11 protein-coding genes and 1 pseudogene are annotated in these 16,257 nt (G+C 40.4%); 6 read left to right on the forward strand and 6 right to left on the reverse strand.

The features are described from left to right. Positions 1–9 precede the first annotated feature (9 nt). Entirely contained in the window at positions 10–1,026 is a 1,017-nt protein-coding gene (locus tag H5200_RS01470; RefSeq protein WP_182760781.1) for an ABC transporter ATP-binding protein, read from the forward strand. Between the two features lie 88 nt (positions 1,027–1,114). Here H5200_RS01470 and H5200_RS01475 read toward each other — a convergent pair whose 3' ends face one another. Continuing rightward, the gene (locus tag H5200_RS01475) at positions 1,115–3,889 is read right to left on the reverse strand and encodes a collagenase (RefSeq protein ID WP_182717625.1); all 2,775 of its coding nucleotides are present in this window, start codon (positions 3,887–3,889) and stop codon (positions 1,115–1,117) included. 422 nt (positions 3,890–4,311) lie between these two features. Between H5200_RS01475 and H5200_RS01480 the strand changes: the two genes are divergently transcribed. After that, on the forward strand, positions 4,312–5,343 hold the full coding sequence (locus H5200_RS01480; protein WP_149981804.1) for a LacI family DNA-binding transcriptional regulator: 1,032 nt from the start codon (positions 4,312–4,314) through the stop codon (positions 5,341–5,343). 24 nt (positions 5,344–5,367) lie between these two features. Here H5200_RS01480 and gtfA read toward each other — a convergent pair whose 3' ends face one another. Further along, the gene (gtfA, locus tag H5200_RS01485; RefSeq protein ID WP_182760782.1) at positions 5,368–6,840 is read right to left on the reverse strand and encodes a sucrose phosphorylase; all 1,473 of its coding nucleotides are present in this window, start codon (positions 6,838–6,840) and stop codon (positions 5,368–5,370) included. A 177-nt stretch (positions 6,841–7,017) separates the two neighbouring features. On the opposite strand from gtfA, the gene H5200_RS01490 reads away from it, so the two are divergent. The 3 genes from H5200_RS01490 to H5200_RS01500 all read left to right on the forward strand — a co-directional run bounded on the left by H5200_RS01490 (position 7,018) and on the right by H5200_RS01500 (position 11,885). Further along, positions 7,018–8,247, forward strand: a complete 1,230-nt coding sequence (locus tag H5200_RS01490; RefSeq protein WP_149981806.1) for a sugar MFS transporter — start codon at positions 7,018–7,020, stop codon at positions 8,245–8,247. Between the two features lie 167 nt (positions 8,248–8,414). Further along, positions 8,415–10,808, forward strand: a complete 2,394-nt coding sequence (locus tag H5200_RS01495; protein ID WP_145234506.1) for a TonB-dependent receptor domain-containing protein — start codon at positions 8,415–8,417, stop codon at positions 10,806–10,808. A 129-nt stretch (positions 10,809–10,937) separates the two neighbouring features. Then, complete coding sequence (locus H5200_RS01500; protein ID WP_182717628.1) at positions 10,938–11,885, forward strand: carbohydrate kinase; 948 nt, start codon at positions 10,938–10,940, stop codon at positions 11,883–11,885. Positions 11,886–11,976: 91 nt separating this feature from the next. On the opposite strand, the gene H5200_RS01505 is transcribed toward H5200_RS01500, so the two are convergent. From H5200_RS01505 to H5200_RS01515, 3 genes and pseudogenes are all read right to left on the reverse strand, one after another. Beyond that, positions 11,977–12,357, reverse strand: coding sequence for an STAS/SEC14 domain-containing protein (locus H5200_RS01505; protein WP_182739483.1), 381 nt, complete (start codon positions 12,355–12,357; stop codon positions 11,977–11,979). Positions 12,358–12,481: 124 nt separating this feature from the next. After that, positions 12,482–13,175: pseudogene (locus H5200_RS01510) on the reverse strand (cupin domain-containing protein). Between the two features lie 27 nt (positions 13,176–13,202). Continuing rightward, positions 13,203–13,823: a glutathione S-transferase family protein gene (locus tag H5200_RS01515; protein ID WP_182760783.1), complete on the reverse strand. Its 621-nt coding sequence runs from the start codon at positions 13,821–13,823 to the stop codon at positions 13,203–13,205. A gap of 180 nt (positions 13,824–14,003) precedes the next feature. Here H5200_RS01515 and H5200_RS01520 point away from each other — a divergent pair, with 180 nt between their 5' ends. Continuing rightward, positions 14,004–14,522 (forward strand): TetR/AcrR family transcriptional regulator, encoded by a 519-nt coding sequence (locus tag H5200_RS01520; protein WP_182717632.1) that lies wholly within the window; start codon positions 14,004–14,006, stop codon positions 14,520–14,522. An 81-nt stretch (positions 14,523–14,603) separates the two neighbouring features. Here H5200_RS01520 and H5200_RS01525 read toward each other — a convergent pair whose 3' ends face one another. After that, positions 14,604–16,067: a carbon starvation protein A gene (locus H5200_RS01525; RefSeq protein ID WP_149981813.1), complete on the reverse strand. Its 1,464-nt coding sequence runs from the start codon at positions 16,065–16,067 to the stop codon at positions 14,604–14,606. Positions 16,068–16,257: the final 190 nt, after the last annotated feature.

Consider the following 16,257-nt stretch of genomic DNA (forward strand, 5'->3'; position numbering starts at 1 on the left):
TAAATACAAATGCTATCTGTAAGCCAGTTGTCTATAGATTATGGCAGTAACCGTGTAGTAAGCGACCTAAATTTGTTGCTTGGTGAAAGTGAAATTCTCATGCTAGTAGGCCCTACGGGCTGTGGTAAAAGCACAATTTTACAAGCGCTCGCCGGACTAATTCCTATTAGCGAAGGTGAAATTAACTTAGGTAAATGGCAGGCTACCCCTAAATTGACTGTGCCACCTGAGAAACGCAGCGTAGGTATGGTATTTCAAGACTTTGCGTTATTCCCTCATTTAACCGTTGAGCAAAACATTGGCTTTCGTTTAAAAGATACCGCCGTTGCTGATCATTGGATAGCCCTACTGGGTCTTGATGACTTTCGTCATAAAAAGCCAGCCACCCTTTCAGGCGGTCAAAAACAACGAGTTGCACTAGCACGTACCCTTGCCCACCAACCTGACTTTGTGTTACTTGATGAGCCGCTTTCAAACCTTGATGCGGCACTAAAAGATATGCTGCGCTGGGATATCCGAAATGCCCTGAAAAAAGCTGGCGTGCCTGCAATTTGGGTGACTCATGATCAAGAAGAAGCTTTATCAATAGGCGATCGTGTGGGTGTGCTCAAGGCCGGAAAAATCCAGCAACTTGATACTCCTGAGCGTTGTTTTAGTGTGCCCAACAATCGCTTTGTTGCACGTTTTTTAGGTGAAGCAAGTTTCATTAACGGTTTTTTTGAGAATAATCAAGCAACTACAGCCATCGGCAATGTGCCCGCTCAGGGCGTAGATTGCCAACAAGGTGAGGTGGATGTCCTACTTCGCCCCGACGATGTAATGCTAGTACAAGGTGAGATCGGCAACAACGGTGTGGTCGTATGGGTACGCTTTGAAGGAGGGAGTCGTTTATGTGCAGTAGAGCTTGCCTGTAAAACAGTGGTTACTAGCCGCGTAAGCCACGAAGTCGTTGTATACCCTGGCGATAGCGTGCACGTATCGTTAAGTACTTCGCATCCACTCGCGGTGTATAAACGAGCAATCTAAACTCACTTTAACGCTTAAGTTACAACACTAAAAAAGCCCATATAGATGGGCTTTGCTGTAGGTGCTTTACTTTTTTAATATGATAATTTTAACGACACCCTTGGCTATTAAAATCAACCACTAGACTTGCACCAGTACTATTGCCCGACACCTTTAAATAACCCCAATATTGGCTTTGATCACTAATATAAATACATTCGCTATTGCCGCTATTACTGGACTGAGCCTGTTCATTACTGCCATTTGGCCAGCTGCTGTTTGAATAACTTAGGCTGATGTCGCCACTGCCATTAGCGGTAGTTATCGCCACACCACTTTGACTTTGTACGTCAGCAATACTAAACCACATAGGATCGCTGTTACCCAAACAAATCACTTCACCGTCATTTAAACGGCCATTGCTACGACTACCTTGGGTAGCACATGCATCAGGTACACTACTACTTACTCCTGTGTATGAAGCGGTTAATTTCACATTATCAAACATGTTATAGCCACGAATCATTACTTGATAAACACCTGCTTGCGCAGGATTTATTACACATTGTTCACTATTACCACCGACATAAGGACGACAATCATAACTATCCATTGTTGGTGTAGCAGCATAACTCACATATAAATCAGCATCGCCCGTGCCACCACTTAAGCTAAACACTAAGTCGCTGGCACCTTGCGGTACATCAAAGCTGAAATACAACAGCTCATCTTGCTCGCCAGCAATAGTCATTGGTTGAGCGTTTATCAACTCGCCGTTACCAACGCTGCTATCCTCTTCAATACTAGCCAATGTTGATGCGGTTTGGCTGGCACCTTGGTTATCAACAACCGTTAACGATACGCTATATTGTCCTGATGTTGTATAAGTATGCACCGGGTTTGCTTGATTAGAACTACTGCCATCACCAAAGCTCCACTGATAACTAACAATTGAGCCGTCACTGTCAATACTGCCATTGCTCGTAAAATTGATCTCATTGTTTTGCATACCGGCATAAGGTCCATTGATGTATGCGATTGGTGGCGTATTAGTGGTTGTACCTGCAACTAAGTCATCACACCATTGTACAAACTCGTTTTCATAATTATTTGCCCACTGCACAGTTTTCGCTTTATAAGCACTCCAATTACCAATGCGTGTATCTGCAAGCATGGCATTAATTTCACTGTAATGGCGTTCGAACATAAAGCGCACAGCTAAGTAACCCCAGCGATAAATACGGTCTTGATCAAAACCGTCATAGTTAGTGGCAAATACTTGCGCTAAGGTATAACGCGAACCATCACTGATGGTATTTTTAGCGGCGTCATTATTATCAAGATTAGCAACATATTCTGCAACGCCTTCTGACCACCACACAATATCTTCAGTTGGTGAATTAAAGTTTCCATATAAGTCAAAACGACCATCTAAGTAATGCACATATTCATGCTCTAGATTCCACACGTAATGCTCAGCATTGGCGTAGCTCGCCTCATAAGCAATAAAATTTGCTTGATTACCCACAACTGCGGGGTCACCTTCTAAATACATGCCGCCATTATTGGTGTTAATGCCAAAAATCGCACCTGCGTATTTACTATAATCATCGCTGCTATCAAATATATTTACTTGTAAAAAACTATTGTTATCATCGGCAACTGGGGCGTTATTGGTGGCAAGTTTAGTGTGAAATAAACCTTCTTCTGCGCCCATTGCAGCACATGCAGCTGTATGTTGTGCTGCAGTCATATTTTGTGAGCGAATTTTAATAGTGCTACTACAGCTATAATTTTGCGAAAGCGCTTGCTGAGTAAGTTCATCAACAAAGCCACAAATACCATAGTCATTACAATCAGCGTAATAACTGACAGAATCTGCCGCCGCAAGCCATACTGCATCACCATAGCCAAAGCTGTTATAAGTACTAAAAACCGCTTTTAAGCCAGTATCAACAGTAGCTTGAATAGCAGTGTCGGAATATTGCTTAAGGCGCGCAAGCTCACTGGCTGCATTAACAATTAAATATTGTGCGTCAGAGTCAATCATCCACTGCTTTTGGGTAAATGCATTCAGCTTAGTAACTAAATCAGTATCGCTAGCTACAGCTGTAACAAATGCATCATTCCACTGGCCGCGATAAAGCAAAGTAAAAATACCATTCACCGCACTGCGTATATTCCATTTTGCAGCATAGCTTTCGTTAAAACGCGTTAGCCACTGTTTCACCACATACAAGTAACGATGTTGCTGTTCAGCGCTGTCCATCGTAATGATCACTTCAGAAAGCGTTTTACCGTGGCCGTCATTATCGTCATAAAAATGGCTGTTGTTTACAAAAGCATCTATCGCATCAATTACGGCAGGCGTAACCCAAGAGCTAAAGCTCACGTTGTCGTTGTAAAATTCCGCATAAAAACCAGCTCGTAAATATAGGAACAATGCCTCGAGTTCAATGTCACCACCGCCAGCATAAGTCTGTGAGAGTGACTTTGCATGATTAGCAACCGCATACATATTATCAGAACTAAATACTAGGCTCTGAGTTGATGCTGATGCACTAAATAGTTCATTAACACAGCCACTACCTTGATTTTTAAGCTCAGTAATAATGCTCGTTGAACTAGCATTAGCCAGTGCATTTAAATCGCAGCTGACTGTGGCCGCTTGGCTACGCATCATTAACATACTAAATTTTTGGGGTTGTGATTGCAGCTGTGCTATTGGTGCTTTTTCATTATGGCCGTGTTCAACGCCATGATGATGCACACGTTCAACAATCGCAGCTTGTGGCTTGAATACGCGCTGATGGGTCGTATTAGCAAGCGCCATAGAGCTTGCCCCTAGTAACGGTAACGCCAAAATCAATCTATTCATTTTCATAATTTACCTTTGATAAATTTTATTATTTCAATCCAGAACGGGTTATCGAGGACGCAATTTGCAACATATAATCGCCATTACATACAATATACTTTGCCTAAAACTAAAAAAACTTAATTCATTAGTTGTAGCAAAATAGAAAACACCAGCACTTTACCATCAAAAAGGGTACATATGTAAAGATATAAATGATAAGGCGACTTTGTGAAAAATCACCCAAACAATAACGTGTGAGTTAGTAAGCTAGCAGATATAAAAAAGCCAGTACTTTATTATTAATAACAACCACTTTCTAGTTCATTCTTGTTCCTAATACCTAATTACGTAACTTGCTATACACGCTACAATATAATTAACACTTTGATTTAGCGTGAAATATGGTAATTTATTAGTGAATCGCGTTCACTATCATGAGAAGTCGTATGACCCAAAAAAAACATTGGACATTAAAAAGCATCGCCAAAGAATTAGGCGTTTCTAACGCCACCGTTTCAAATGCATTTAATCGTCCAGATCAACTATCAAAAAGTCGTCGCGAGTCTATTTTATTGGCGTGTAAAGAGCTTGGCTATTTTGGCCCCAATAAAGCAGCGCAGTCATTACGCCGTGGTAAATTTAATATTGTTGCGCTGGTATTACCTGACAGTATTGAGTATATGGTGTCGGATCCTGTGGCCAGTAGTTTTATGCGTGGTGTGGCTTCTATCCTTGAAAAAAACAATATTAACTTATTATTATTTTCGGGAAATAGTCAAAACCTTAACAGCGTATTAGATTTTGTTGATGGCTTTATTTGTTATGGCCGTCCGCGCAATCAATCACTTGTAGATCAATTAAAAATTGTACCCAAACATGTGGTTACCGTTGATTTTGATATTGATCGTAATGCCTCAGTAAACATAGATAACGAACAAGCTAGTTATGAAGTGGCCAAACACGTATTAAAAAGCAGTGCTGATCAGGTCGCTATATTGGGACTGCGGTTATTAGATGAAAATGTATTGTGTCGTGTATATGAGCACCATGAATGCGAAGCCGGTCAATCAATTGCACATCAAAGATTACGAGGTTATCAAAAAGCATTAAGCGAAGTTAACATTACCTTAGGTGACGATAGAACTTGGAATATTCCAGAAAGTAGCGAACGTTATGCAAGCATCGCAGCAAAAGAAGCGCTCAACTGCATACCTAGACCCAATGTATTACTTTGTATGAGTGATCTTATTGCCCTCGCGGCAATTCGCGAAGCAGTTAAAATAGGTATAAAAATACCCCAAGAATTGCGAATTGTTGGATTTGATGGCATTGATGAAGCGCAGCGCTCTATGCCAACATTAACAACTATTCATCAAAATAGTGAAGAAAAAGGAGCATTAGCAGCTAATTTATTTATTAGCAAAAAAGAGCAAAAAGCACTTATCAACTACCAATTACAGTTAGGTCATAGTGGCTGATAAGTGACTGATTGTAAGGTTAACTTAGTTTAACAAATCATTTAGTGAGGTGAGTATTTGCTCATTCCCAGTGCGTTCAATTATTAACGCTTCGCGACGTGCAAAATTAACTTTTAGGACAATTTCACTGTCGTTTAATAGCCACTTTAAAGCACAACTATTGTCATCACCTTCAACACTAAACTCACCTGTAAAGGCACTGTGAGTATTACGTATCTCAATTAATTTTAGTAATCCCTGTACAACAGGCTTTGCAAGAGACTGCGCAATGATATCAGCATCTAAATATGGACGATTAATATCACGACCTACATTTGATTTTGCTAGTAACGCCATATCATTTTCAGCTGCGAATAAGCCACCGTAGTAAACTTGTGGTACGCCGGGTGCAAAAAATTGAATCGCGCGCGCAACTAAATAGTCAAAATCATTTGCGCCTAACGCATTGTAATAAGTGCAATTTACTTGGTACAAGTCGACATTACTGGCAGCAGCCCCAGTTGCTTGGCGGCTTTGGTTATTGCTATTTGCATGAATAGTTTCAACTAGATTATCAATTTGCGCTGCATTTAATAATCCTGGCTTATCACCCATTGGACCCGCATCAATAATACCAATGCCATCATGGGTATCGAGTACTGTTAAGCAATTACGTGGTGAAATATTTAACCACTTTACAAGTGCATCACTGTTATTGGTAAATAAGCTGTGCAAAATCAATGGTGGTAATGCGAAGTCATAAACCATATTGACCCGCTTTGCGACGTCAACTTGAGTTTGATAATGGCTGTGGATTTCAGCAATTGTTTCCATACCCAATGCATTAGCTTGCGCCGATAACTTATCTAAATAATCAAACGTTTCATCTAGCATAAAGCAGTTTGTGCCGGCTTGCTTAATCGCGTAACCCGCCGCATCTAAACGAATAATATTAACGTTATTAGCAGAGAACTTCGTTAATACATTATTTAAATACGCAATGCCCGCAGCAACTTTAACATTAATGTCGATTTGATTATCGGTAAACGTGGTCCAAAAATCATACGTTTGACCATCGCCACATGGCATTGGAGTAAAACAACTGCCAGGGCGCGGGCGATAAATCGCTTTTTGCTCGGCGTCGCTCATGCCATTTGGAAAGACATCTTCTTTAGTTAAAAATAAATCCCAAAACGAAGATGCTTTGCCTTTTGCCAGTACGTCCTGAAACTGAAAAGATTGCGCCGATACGTGGTTTACAATCAAATCGGCCATCAGATCATAGTCTGCGCCTAACACTTGAATGTCTTGCCAAGTACCGATCCGTTCATCCACGGCACTATGATCAATAGGGTCAAAGCCTGCATCACTACCATCAATTGGATTATAGAAGGGCAATAGGTGCACACCTCCAAATACGCCGTGTAATGGGCCATTTAAAAGTGTGGTCAATGCGTTGATATCTTGACCAGTGATCCGATCAGCGTATGTGATCAATTGAACTTTATTCTTCATCATTGTGTGATTACCATGTTGAAACTTAATCGATTAAGATATATCTTTAACTAGCGAGTGAGAATTTACAAGTAATTTTTAATAATTTTACATACAAAAATCGTGGCTTACGTAATACTACAATAAGTAACTAACTGACTTACTGAGTGTTAACTGAGCATTTAACGAGGAAAAAAGTACATGACAAAATCACACACACACGTAAGCAGCGATCCGTTGCAACAAATACGCTGGCTTACATATATGATGTTTTTTATGTTTGCCATGACTTCTGATGCGGTGGGCATGATCATACCTGAACTTATTAAAGAGTTTGGTTTAAGCATGACCCAAGCAAGCGCGTTCCATTATGCACCTATGGCGCTAATTGCTTTTAGTGGATTGTTTTTAGGTTTTTTAGCAGACAGTTTAGGGCGTAAAACAACCATCATGCTAGGCCTTTTAATATTTTCGGCGAGCTGTTTCTTGTTTGCGTTTAGCACCAGCTTTACCTTCTTTTTATTGCTACTTTGCTGCATAGGCTTAGCCATTGGTTTATTTAAAACGGGTGCGCTTGCGTTACTTGGTGATATTTCACATAGTAACGAAGATCACACTAAAACGATGAATAAGGTAGAAGGCTTTTTTGGCATAGGCGCCATTGTAGGGCCAGCTCTAGTAGGCGTCTTACTGGTGCAAAATGTAAGCTGGACTTACCTGTACATTATTGCAGGTGTAATGTGTTTAATTCTCGCTTTACTAGCGTGGCGTGCAGACTACCCAGCCGTTGTAAAAACCACAGCAAAGCCCACTTCGCTTGCCACCACCATGAAAATGATCAAAAATCCGTATGCGCTAGGTTTTTCTCTGGCAATTGCCCTTTATGTGGCCACGGAGGTTGCTATTTATGTATGGATGCCTACGCTGTTAAAAGATTACACTGGCTCTTGGCCACTACTTGCAACCTATGCATTGACAATATTTTTTGTACTGCGTGCCGCAGGGCGATTTATTGCCGTATGGTTACTAAACCGCTATAGCTGGCAAGGTGTTATGGCCTATTTAAGCTTAGGCATTGCGCTGTGTTATGTCGGTACATTATTCGGTGGCGTTGATTGGGCTGTGGGTTTATTGCCGCTTTCGGGGTTATTTATGTCGATGGTTTATCCGACTTTAAACTCTAAAGGTATATCCTGCTTTGCAGTGCAACAGCACGGTGCTGTGGCGGGCGTGATATTATTTTTTACCGCACTTTCGGCGGCTTTAGCACCCTTGTTCATGGGTATGATCAGCGATTACTTTGGCCATGTGCGTTACGGTTTTTATTTAGCTACGGGCTTTGCTGTCATTTTATTTTTAGCTATGCTGTTTAATTATTTTAAAGATCCATCAGCAACGGCTTTACAGCAAGATAACCCTGTAACTGAGTAAACCTATATTCTAAGACAATAAAAAATACTTTATAAATCAATGAATGAATAAAAAAAGAGCAAATTAAGCACAAAATAATTTGCTTCTTGTAAAATATTTGTTATTTTTACTTAATCGATTAAGTAAAAATACAAATCCAATTGGGTTCAACACAACGAGGCGTAACCATGACAACACACAACACACCTTTATATTTAATCAGTGCATTAGCACTTGCCGTAAGCCAAGGCGTACATGCGCAACAACAAGATCAAAATTCTCAAGTACAAGCTAACAAAGGTCTTGAAACAATCGTTGTAACTGGTGTACCACGTCGTACAACGATTATGGCATCAAGCGTATCAGTCAGTAGCTTGTCGCTTGAACAGGTTGAAGTGTCTACACCTCGCTCAACCGCTGAGGCGTTTAGAATCATTCCGGGTATTCGCGCAGAATCGACCGGTGGTGAAGGTAACGCAAACATTGCTGTGCGTGGTTTACCTGTGGCATCTGGCGGTGCGAAATTTTTACAATTACAAGAAGACGGTTTACCTGTACTGCAATACGGTGATATCGCTTTTGGTAACGCTGATATTTTTATGCGCTTAGATAATACCGTACAAACAATCGAATCAATTCGTGGCGGCTCAGCATCGACGGCTGCAAGTAATGCACCTGGTGGCATTATTAACTTTATTTCTAAAAATGGTGAAAACGAATCAGGCAGCGTATCAACTACTCTGGGCCTCGATTACGATAGCGTTCGTACAGACTTTGAATACGGTACTTACCTAAGCGATAGTGTACGTTTTCATGTCGGTGGCTTTGTTCGCCAAGGTGAAGGTCCACGCGAAACAGGTTACACATCAAATAAAGGCGGGCAAATTAAAGCCAACCTAACCAAAGATTTTGAAAACGGCTATGTTCGAATTTATTACAAGCATTTAGATGATAAAAGCGTAGGTTACTTACCGATGCCAATGTATGCAAATGGCGATTCTATCCCTGGGTTTGACGCACAATCGGATACACCACACTCGGCATTATTTACAAAAACAGTGCGTCTAAACGGCGAAAACCAAATTAGCAGTGGCGATATTCGCGACGGTATGAACCCTAACGTTGACTCAATTGGCTTTGAAGCAGTATTTGACTTAGATAATGATTGGCGTATCGAAAACCGTTTTCGTAAATCATCTGTAAGCGGTAACTTTAATTCACTTATTCCTGCTGAAGTAGGCAGTGCAACGTCGATTGCAGAAAGTATTGGCGGCGCAGGTGCAACACTCAGCAATGCAAATACTGGGGCTGCATTTAAAGACAATTTAGCAATGCGTATTCATACGTTTGACGTCACAATGAACGACTTTGACTCTATTGTGAACGACTTTAAATTGACTAAATCGCTCGATGACGACACCAGCATTACGTTTGGTTACTACGCATCAACGCAAAACATTGCCATGTCGTGGTTATGGAACTCTTATCTAATGGAGCTTAAGGGCGATAACGCGGCCTTATTAAATGTCACAGCTGCCGATGGTACTGAGTTTTCTGAAAATGGTTTATACGCATACGGAACACCTTTTTGGGGTAACTGTTGTCAGCGTGATTACGACACAGAATACGACACTCGCGCCCCGTACGTTGCATTTTCTACAAAACTTGGCGATGTAAGTATTGATGCAAGTGCCCGTTACGATAGTGGCGAAGCTCGCGGTAATTACGCAGGTGCAGTAACCTCTACAGTTGATATGAATCGTGATGGTGAAATATCCGTTCCTGAACAAAATGTTGCAGGCATTGATATTACTAATGCCAGCCCAGTTAACTACGACTGGAACTACACATCTTATTCAATTGGTGCTAACTATCAAATTGACCCAAGTCTGGCAACATTTGCTCGTATCAGTAAAGGCGGACGAGCGAATGCTGACCGACTTTTATTTGGTAAAGTACGTGCAGATGGCTCTGTTGCGAAAGAAGATGCTGTAGATGAAGTTAATCAATATGAGTTTGGGGTTAAAAAACGTTTTGATTCCTTCTCTGTATTTGCAACTGCTTTTTATGCAGAAACTGAAGAGCAAAATTTTGAAGCTACATCACAAACCTTTTTCGACCGTGAATACGAAGCCAAAGGGATTGAGATTGAATCAACTTACTTCATCGATGCGTGGGATTTTCGCGGTAACTTAACCTGGACCGATGCTGAAATCGTTAAAGATGCACTAACACCGGAAGTAGAAGGTAATACGCCTCGACGCCAAGCAGATTTAATTTACTCACTAATGGCGCGTTATAGCTACGAGAAAGGTGCAGCTGGTGTAAGCTTTATTGGTACTACCGATGCATACGCTCAAGACAACAACGACCTTAAATTTGATGGTTACACCCAAGTAAATGGCTTTGTAAGCTACGATTTATCTGAAAACCTTAGCATCGCGCTTAATGTAAATAACCTATTTGATACAGTCGGTATTACTGAAGCCGAAGAAGGTTCTATCCCAGATAATAATATTATTCGTGCCCGCACTATTAACGGCCGTACAACGTCACTAACACTTAAATACCTATTTAATTAACCGAGCTTTAGTATTTTTAAGCGCTGAATAATGTATTTTCAGCGCTTGATCTCCTAACATCTATTTACCTTGAAAGACTCTCCCACTACTTTTGACCTAGCCCTTGCTAGGTTTTTTAGGATTTACAATATGACCAAATTACTTAGCCTTGGCGAGCTGCTTATTGATATGCTGCCGCAAGATTCTCAAAACAGTGCTTATTTGCCCATTGCTGGCGGCGCTCCTGCCAATGTAGCGGTAGGTTATGCCAAACTGGGCGGCAAAGCGGCTTTTTGTGGCGGTATGGGCGATGACTATTTTGCTAAACAATTAAGTAAATCGCTTGCGCAATATAAGGTAAGTACAGAGTACTTATTTACAATTAAAGACTCTCAAACGGCCGTGGTTATTGTCAGTTTGGATGAAACCGGTGAACGCAGCTTTAATTTTTATCGCCACAATACCGCCGATTTACTGTTAACGAGTGAGCATTTAAACCATATCAAATGGGATGAATTGAGTACCCTACACTTTTGTTCCAACACGTTAACTAATTTAGCCATTGCGCGCACCACGATCAATGCTTTAAAGCTGGCTAAAAAGAACCATAAGCTAGTCAGCTTTGATGTGAATTTACGCTATAGCTTGTGGCAAAATAGCAATGACATTGAGCAAAATGTACACGCGTGTTACGCCTATTGCGATATAGTTAAGCTATCGCGGGATGAGCTAAATTTTTTAGCTGAGCAAACACAGCAAACACCTGATGATTACTTGCAATCGATTCTAGATACGGATGTTAGCTTAGTGTTTTTAACCGATGGTCCCGCGCCTGCAACCGTTTACCATAACGCATTTGCATTTACTGAAGCTGCACCAATTATTACGGCGGTTGATACCACCAGTGCGGGCGATGCGTTTATTGCCGGGGTTTTGTATTATTTAAATCATAATGATGAAAATATATTGCTCACGGATAAACTCAACAATCAGCAAATAGTAAAACGCGCTTTAAATTTCGGCCTTCGCTGTGGTTCAAAAGCCTGTTTAGCCAAGGGAGCATTTCCCGCATTACCAATGTTAGTTGATGTAGTTTAAAAGATTAAAGCCCATGTTAATGCCAGTTAATTAGTATTGACTGGCATGAAACAATAACAGCGCTTGGTATTTACAGTATTTTATAAATACCCTACTCTTCTAGCCACTCAATTGCAGCTGTCGCATTTTCAAAATAGGCCATTTCACCTGATACAACGCGGTTTCCTATTTTAGCAATATTGGACTGCCATTTTTTATTGCCATAAATAGCAACTTTTTTCAGCTCTTTATTGTGTTTTATACCTAACTTTAAATCATCCCATGCGGCTCTAAAGCCACCGCCCTGAAACTCGATACTATCAATGAGTACATTTATTATTGGCTGTTTTACTTGCGATAAGGCTGAATCAATCATCGGGGGGATGGTTTTATAATCTTCGTGAGTAAGCTTGCCAACCGCTTTTAAGGTTAAGAAAAACTCACGGCCTGCGCCTTCAATATCAATAGATAAACCATGGTTTAAATGTGTCATAACTTAGTCTCATTTATACGTTAAGGTTTGAGAATACGTTAAGTTAGATTAATAAATTATGAAGCAAATCAAAATACAGCTGGAAAAGTAAAAAGTGAGCATTTGCTCACTTTTTATATAAGCTTTAAGGGTTTTCCAAGCGATGAATTTGCTTATCTGCATCCGTTAAATGACCTGTTTTAAGCCAAACTTTTGCGCCTTCACTGCCTGCTTTAGCATTAACCATGCTGTTTATGGGAACTCTTAACCAACTGTTTTTTACAAGTGTATCGCCCTGCTCTTCAAGTGAACCTTCAAGTACTAAAAGCTCAGCCCCACCGGGTGCATTTATCGCTATCTCGGCGTTCGCTTTAAAATGCATTAAACTCACCTCTTCAAAGGCGTCTTTATAAAGAGGAGCTACATTTACATCACTAAACTCAGCGTGAGGAACACCTTGCATGGTATTAGTTTGTAAACGTACATGCTCTCTGTCCTCTGGCTGAAACTGCCATAATTTTACAAATATAACGCAGCCGCTTTCGGAGCCTGGAGTATGCTTTGATTCGGGCGGATTACGAATATAAGAACCCTTGGGGAAATCACCATGTTCATCTTGAAAAACACCTTCAAGCACAATAAATTCTTCACCGCCGGTATGTGTATGGGCAGAAAAATGGCTATTTGGCGCATAACCTACAATGCTGGTTGCGCGTGCAACCTCATCGCCCACTCTATCAAGTGGACGCCCTATCAACACCCGCCATCGGTGAGGCTATCCATTCTAACGATTCGCTATGCACAACAACACGTTCGCTAAAGTCTGCTGCAATTTTCATAAGTAGCTCCACATTATAAATTGATAACTAAGCGGCAATGCTTGGACGTTGAGAGACCTTTTGTTGCCATGCAATTAAATGTGATAGCTCACTTGGAATAACAATTTGTGCAAAGCCTGCAAACACCAGACCGGCGTACAAAGTAATATCTGCAACAGTAAATTGCTCACCGGCAACATAAGCAGAATTGGCTAACACTGTATTAAAATAAACAAAACCTTGGTGCGCTTTTTCACCTTGCTTTGCTCCCCAAGCAACATTTTGATAGGTTTCAAGTGCTGGGCCTAAACCATCCGTTGCATGATGAAAGTAACTGGCTACCGCATCAAGGACCATTGACTCCGCACGCTTTTGCATCATATTAATCACCGCGCGTTCTTTTGCCTCAATACCCGTTAATGAAGGGCCAGCAAAAGTGGTATCAATATATTCAGTAATCGCGGTGCATTCCGCTATATATGTCCCGTCATCTAGCTCTAAAACAGGCACGCCTGCTAAGGGGTTTTTAGCTAAAAAGGCTTCAGTACGATGCTCACCATTTAATAAATCAACAGCAACAAATTCAACTTTGTCAGTCGCATTTTTTTCAGCAAGAGCAATACGTACACGTAATGGATTAGGAAAGTTTTCTACGTCATAAATTTTCATAATTATCTCTTTATATTTTTAACCACAGTTTGAACTAATATTGGTAAGATCAAGCCAACCTACCTACTGATAGGTAACTTATATTAAGATCTCGATCTTTGCAAACTAAAAATAAAAGAGCTTGAAAATAACTACCTACTGGTTGATAATTTTTTGCAGCGATATGAAGGAAGTTTTAAAATGACAAAAAAAGCAGCCCTGTTAAAAGCAGCAGAAAATAAGGTTAGACTTGGTGGCTATAGCAATTTTAGCTTTAGAGAGTTGGCGAATGAAATTGGTATTAAAAGTGCGAGTGTGCATTATCATTTTCCAACCAAAGCTGATTTAGGTGCTGAACTCGCGCATCAATATACGGATGCCTTTATCGCTGTGCTTGGCGAACCGGAGGCACACAAAGCAAACGGTAAAAACCCTATTGATATTTACACGCAATTATTTACAAACGCGTTAGTTATAGATAAAAAGATGTGTTTATGTGGCTTACTTGGCGCACAAAGTGACAGTCTTCCTGATAAAGTGCGCGATGAAGTAAAACGCTTTTTCATTAAAAACTTAGCCTGGTTAACTCAAGCACATAAAATAAATGGAGAGCTTAATCCTGAACGTGCCGCGATTAAAACAGTGAGTTTATTAGAGGGCGCGATGATGATCAGTAACACCCTTGACGATATTAGTTACTTTGAACAAGCCATTTTCTAACAGGCATTACGTCACTTTAGAACTATAAAAAAAAGCGAGCTTTACAGCTCGCTTGTTACGTCATTAATACACTGCAGTGTATTAATTTACACGCACTTTATGTTTTGAATGTACTATAGCTAGTGCAATAAATCCTACCACAGCAACCACAACACCAATTGGTTTGCCCATATCACTTGATAAGTTAAGGCCAATTGCAGCGGTCATGATGTACGATAACGTAACGGCTGTAGCTATTACTGCAGGAATACTCGCAATCCAATGGAATGTTCCACGGTCAAATAAGTACTTAGTCGCAAGCCATAACACACTCGTAGAAAGCAGCATGTTTGAAAATGCGAAGTAGCGCCAAATAACAGAGAAATCGAGTTTTGTCATAAAGTATGCGATTGCTAAAATTGGCACCGCAAGCAATAAACGATTACGCAAACTTTGCGGAATATTAAACGCATCAACCACGGTTAAGCGCAGTGAACGAAACGCCGTATCACCTGAGGTAATTGGGAATACTGCTACTGCAATAATCGCCATAATTCCACCAAACACACCTAAATAACTGTTTGCTATATGATTAACCACTAAACCTGGGCCGCCTAAATCAAGCATTGCTTTTAAACCTGCATAGCCTTCTGGGAACGCAGCAATACCAGCCAGTGCCCATACACAACCAACAATACCTTCACACATCATTGCGCCATAATAAACTGGACGAACGTATTTTTCGTTAGTTAAGCAACGTGCAATAATTGGTGCTTGCGTAGAGTGAAAACCACTAATCGCACCACAGGTTATGGTAATAAACAATAATGGCCAAGTAGGTAATCCATCTGGATTTGGAGTTAAAAAGTCGTGGGCATGATCAGCTTCAAAATACGCTAAAAAATCACCTGCTACTGGTAAATGCGGCGCATTAATTAACAGTGATACAGCAATTGCAACTGTCATCACAATCATTAATAAACCAAAAACAGGGTAAAATTTAGTAATGATTTTATCAATTGGCAGTAAAGTAGCTAAAAAATAATAGGCCAAAATTGCCAAAACCCAAAAGGTATTATTGGCAAATATAGTATCTTTAAATACGTCTAAGTTACTTAATAATCCAGCGGGGCTCATTATGAATACCACGCCGACAAAAAACAGTAACATCGCCGTAAATATTAACATAAAGCCTTTAAATACAACGTTATAATATTTACCTGCAATTTCTGGTAAGCTTTTGCCATCCTCTTTGATACTCATAACACCTGAGTAAAAGTCGTGTACAGCTCCACCTAATACATTACCGAGTACGATCCAGACCAAAGCAATTGGTCCATATAGAGCACCTAGAATAGGGCCAAATATTGGGCCTACCCCTGCAATATTTAAAAACTGAATTAAAAACGCACGAACAGGATGAATTGCAACATAGTCAACACCTTCGCTAAAGCGTTTTTGTGGTGTATCAATGGTGGCGTCCATACCAGCTTGTTTTTCTACAAAGGGACTGTAGAACTTGTAACCTAATATTAAAATAGTCAGGCAGATAAAAAAGATGATCATAAGCACGTTTCTCTTTTTGTATTATAGAGCGCGTTGTCAGTCGCCCCGAATTTCAAACTATGGGTAATCGTTGAACGTTAGCAGAGCCTGTTAAAATCCACAATACGACTATCTGATAATATTATTAGATGTTTGAAGTGCCGAGTTTAACTATCAGGAACAATATAGTAGGCAATAAAAAAGCCTTGCA

It is taken from the genome of Pseudoalteromonas sp. SG43-7 (assembly GCF_014164295.1).
In the GTDB taxonomy this organism is placed as follows: domain Bacteria; phylum Pseudomonadota; class Gammaproteobacteria; order Enterobacterales; family Alteromonadaceae; genus Pseudoalteromonas; species Pseudoalteromonas rhizosphaerae.

Coding starts and splice junctions, on each gene's coding strand:
- H5200_RS01470 (WP_182760781.1), top strand. CDS start 10: ATGCTATCTGTAAGCCAGTTGTCTATAGATTATGGCAGTAACCGTGTA.
- H5200_RS01475 (WP_182717625.1), bottom strand. CDS start 3,889: ATGAAAATGAATAGATTGATTTTGGCGTTACCGTTACTAGGGGCAAGC.
- H5200_RS01480 (WP_149981804.1), top strand. CDS start 4,312: ATGACCCAAAAAAAACATTGGACATTAAAAAGCATCGCCAAAGAATTA.
- gtfA (WP_182760782.1), bottom strand. CDS start 6,840: ATGATGAAGAATAAAGTTCAATTGATCACATACGCTGATCGGATCACT.
- H5200_RS01490 (WP_149981806.1), top strand. CDS start 7,018: ATGACAAAATCACACACACACGTAAGCAGCGATCCGTTGCAACAAATA.
- H5200_RS01495 (WP_145234506.1), top strand. CDS start 8,415: ATGACAACACACAACACACCTTTATATTTAATCAGTGCATTAGCACTT.
- H5200_RS01500 (WP_182717628.1), top strand. CDS start 10,938: ATGACCAAATTACTTAGCCTTGGCGAGCTGCTTATTGATATGCTGCCG.
- H5200_RS01505 (WP_182739483.1), bottom strand. CDS start 12,357: ATGACACATTTAAACCATGGTTTATCTATTGATATTGAAGGCGCAGGC.
- H5200_RS01515 (WP_182760783.1), bottom strand. CDS start 13,823: ATGAAAATTTATGACGTAGAAAACTTTCCTAATCCATTACGTGTACGT.
- H5200_RS01520 (WP_182717632.1), top strand. CDS start 14,004: ATGACAAAAAAAGCAGCCCTGTTAAAAGCAGCAGAAAATAAGGTTAGA.
- H5200_RS01525 (WP_149981813.1), bottom strand. CDS start 16,067: ATGATCATCTTTTTTATCTGCCTGACTATTTTAATATTAGGTTACAAG.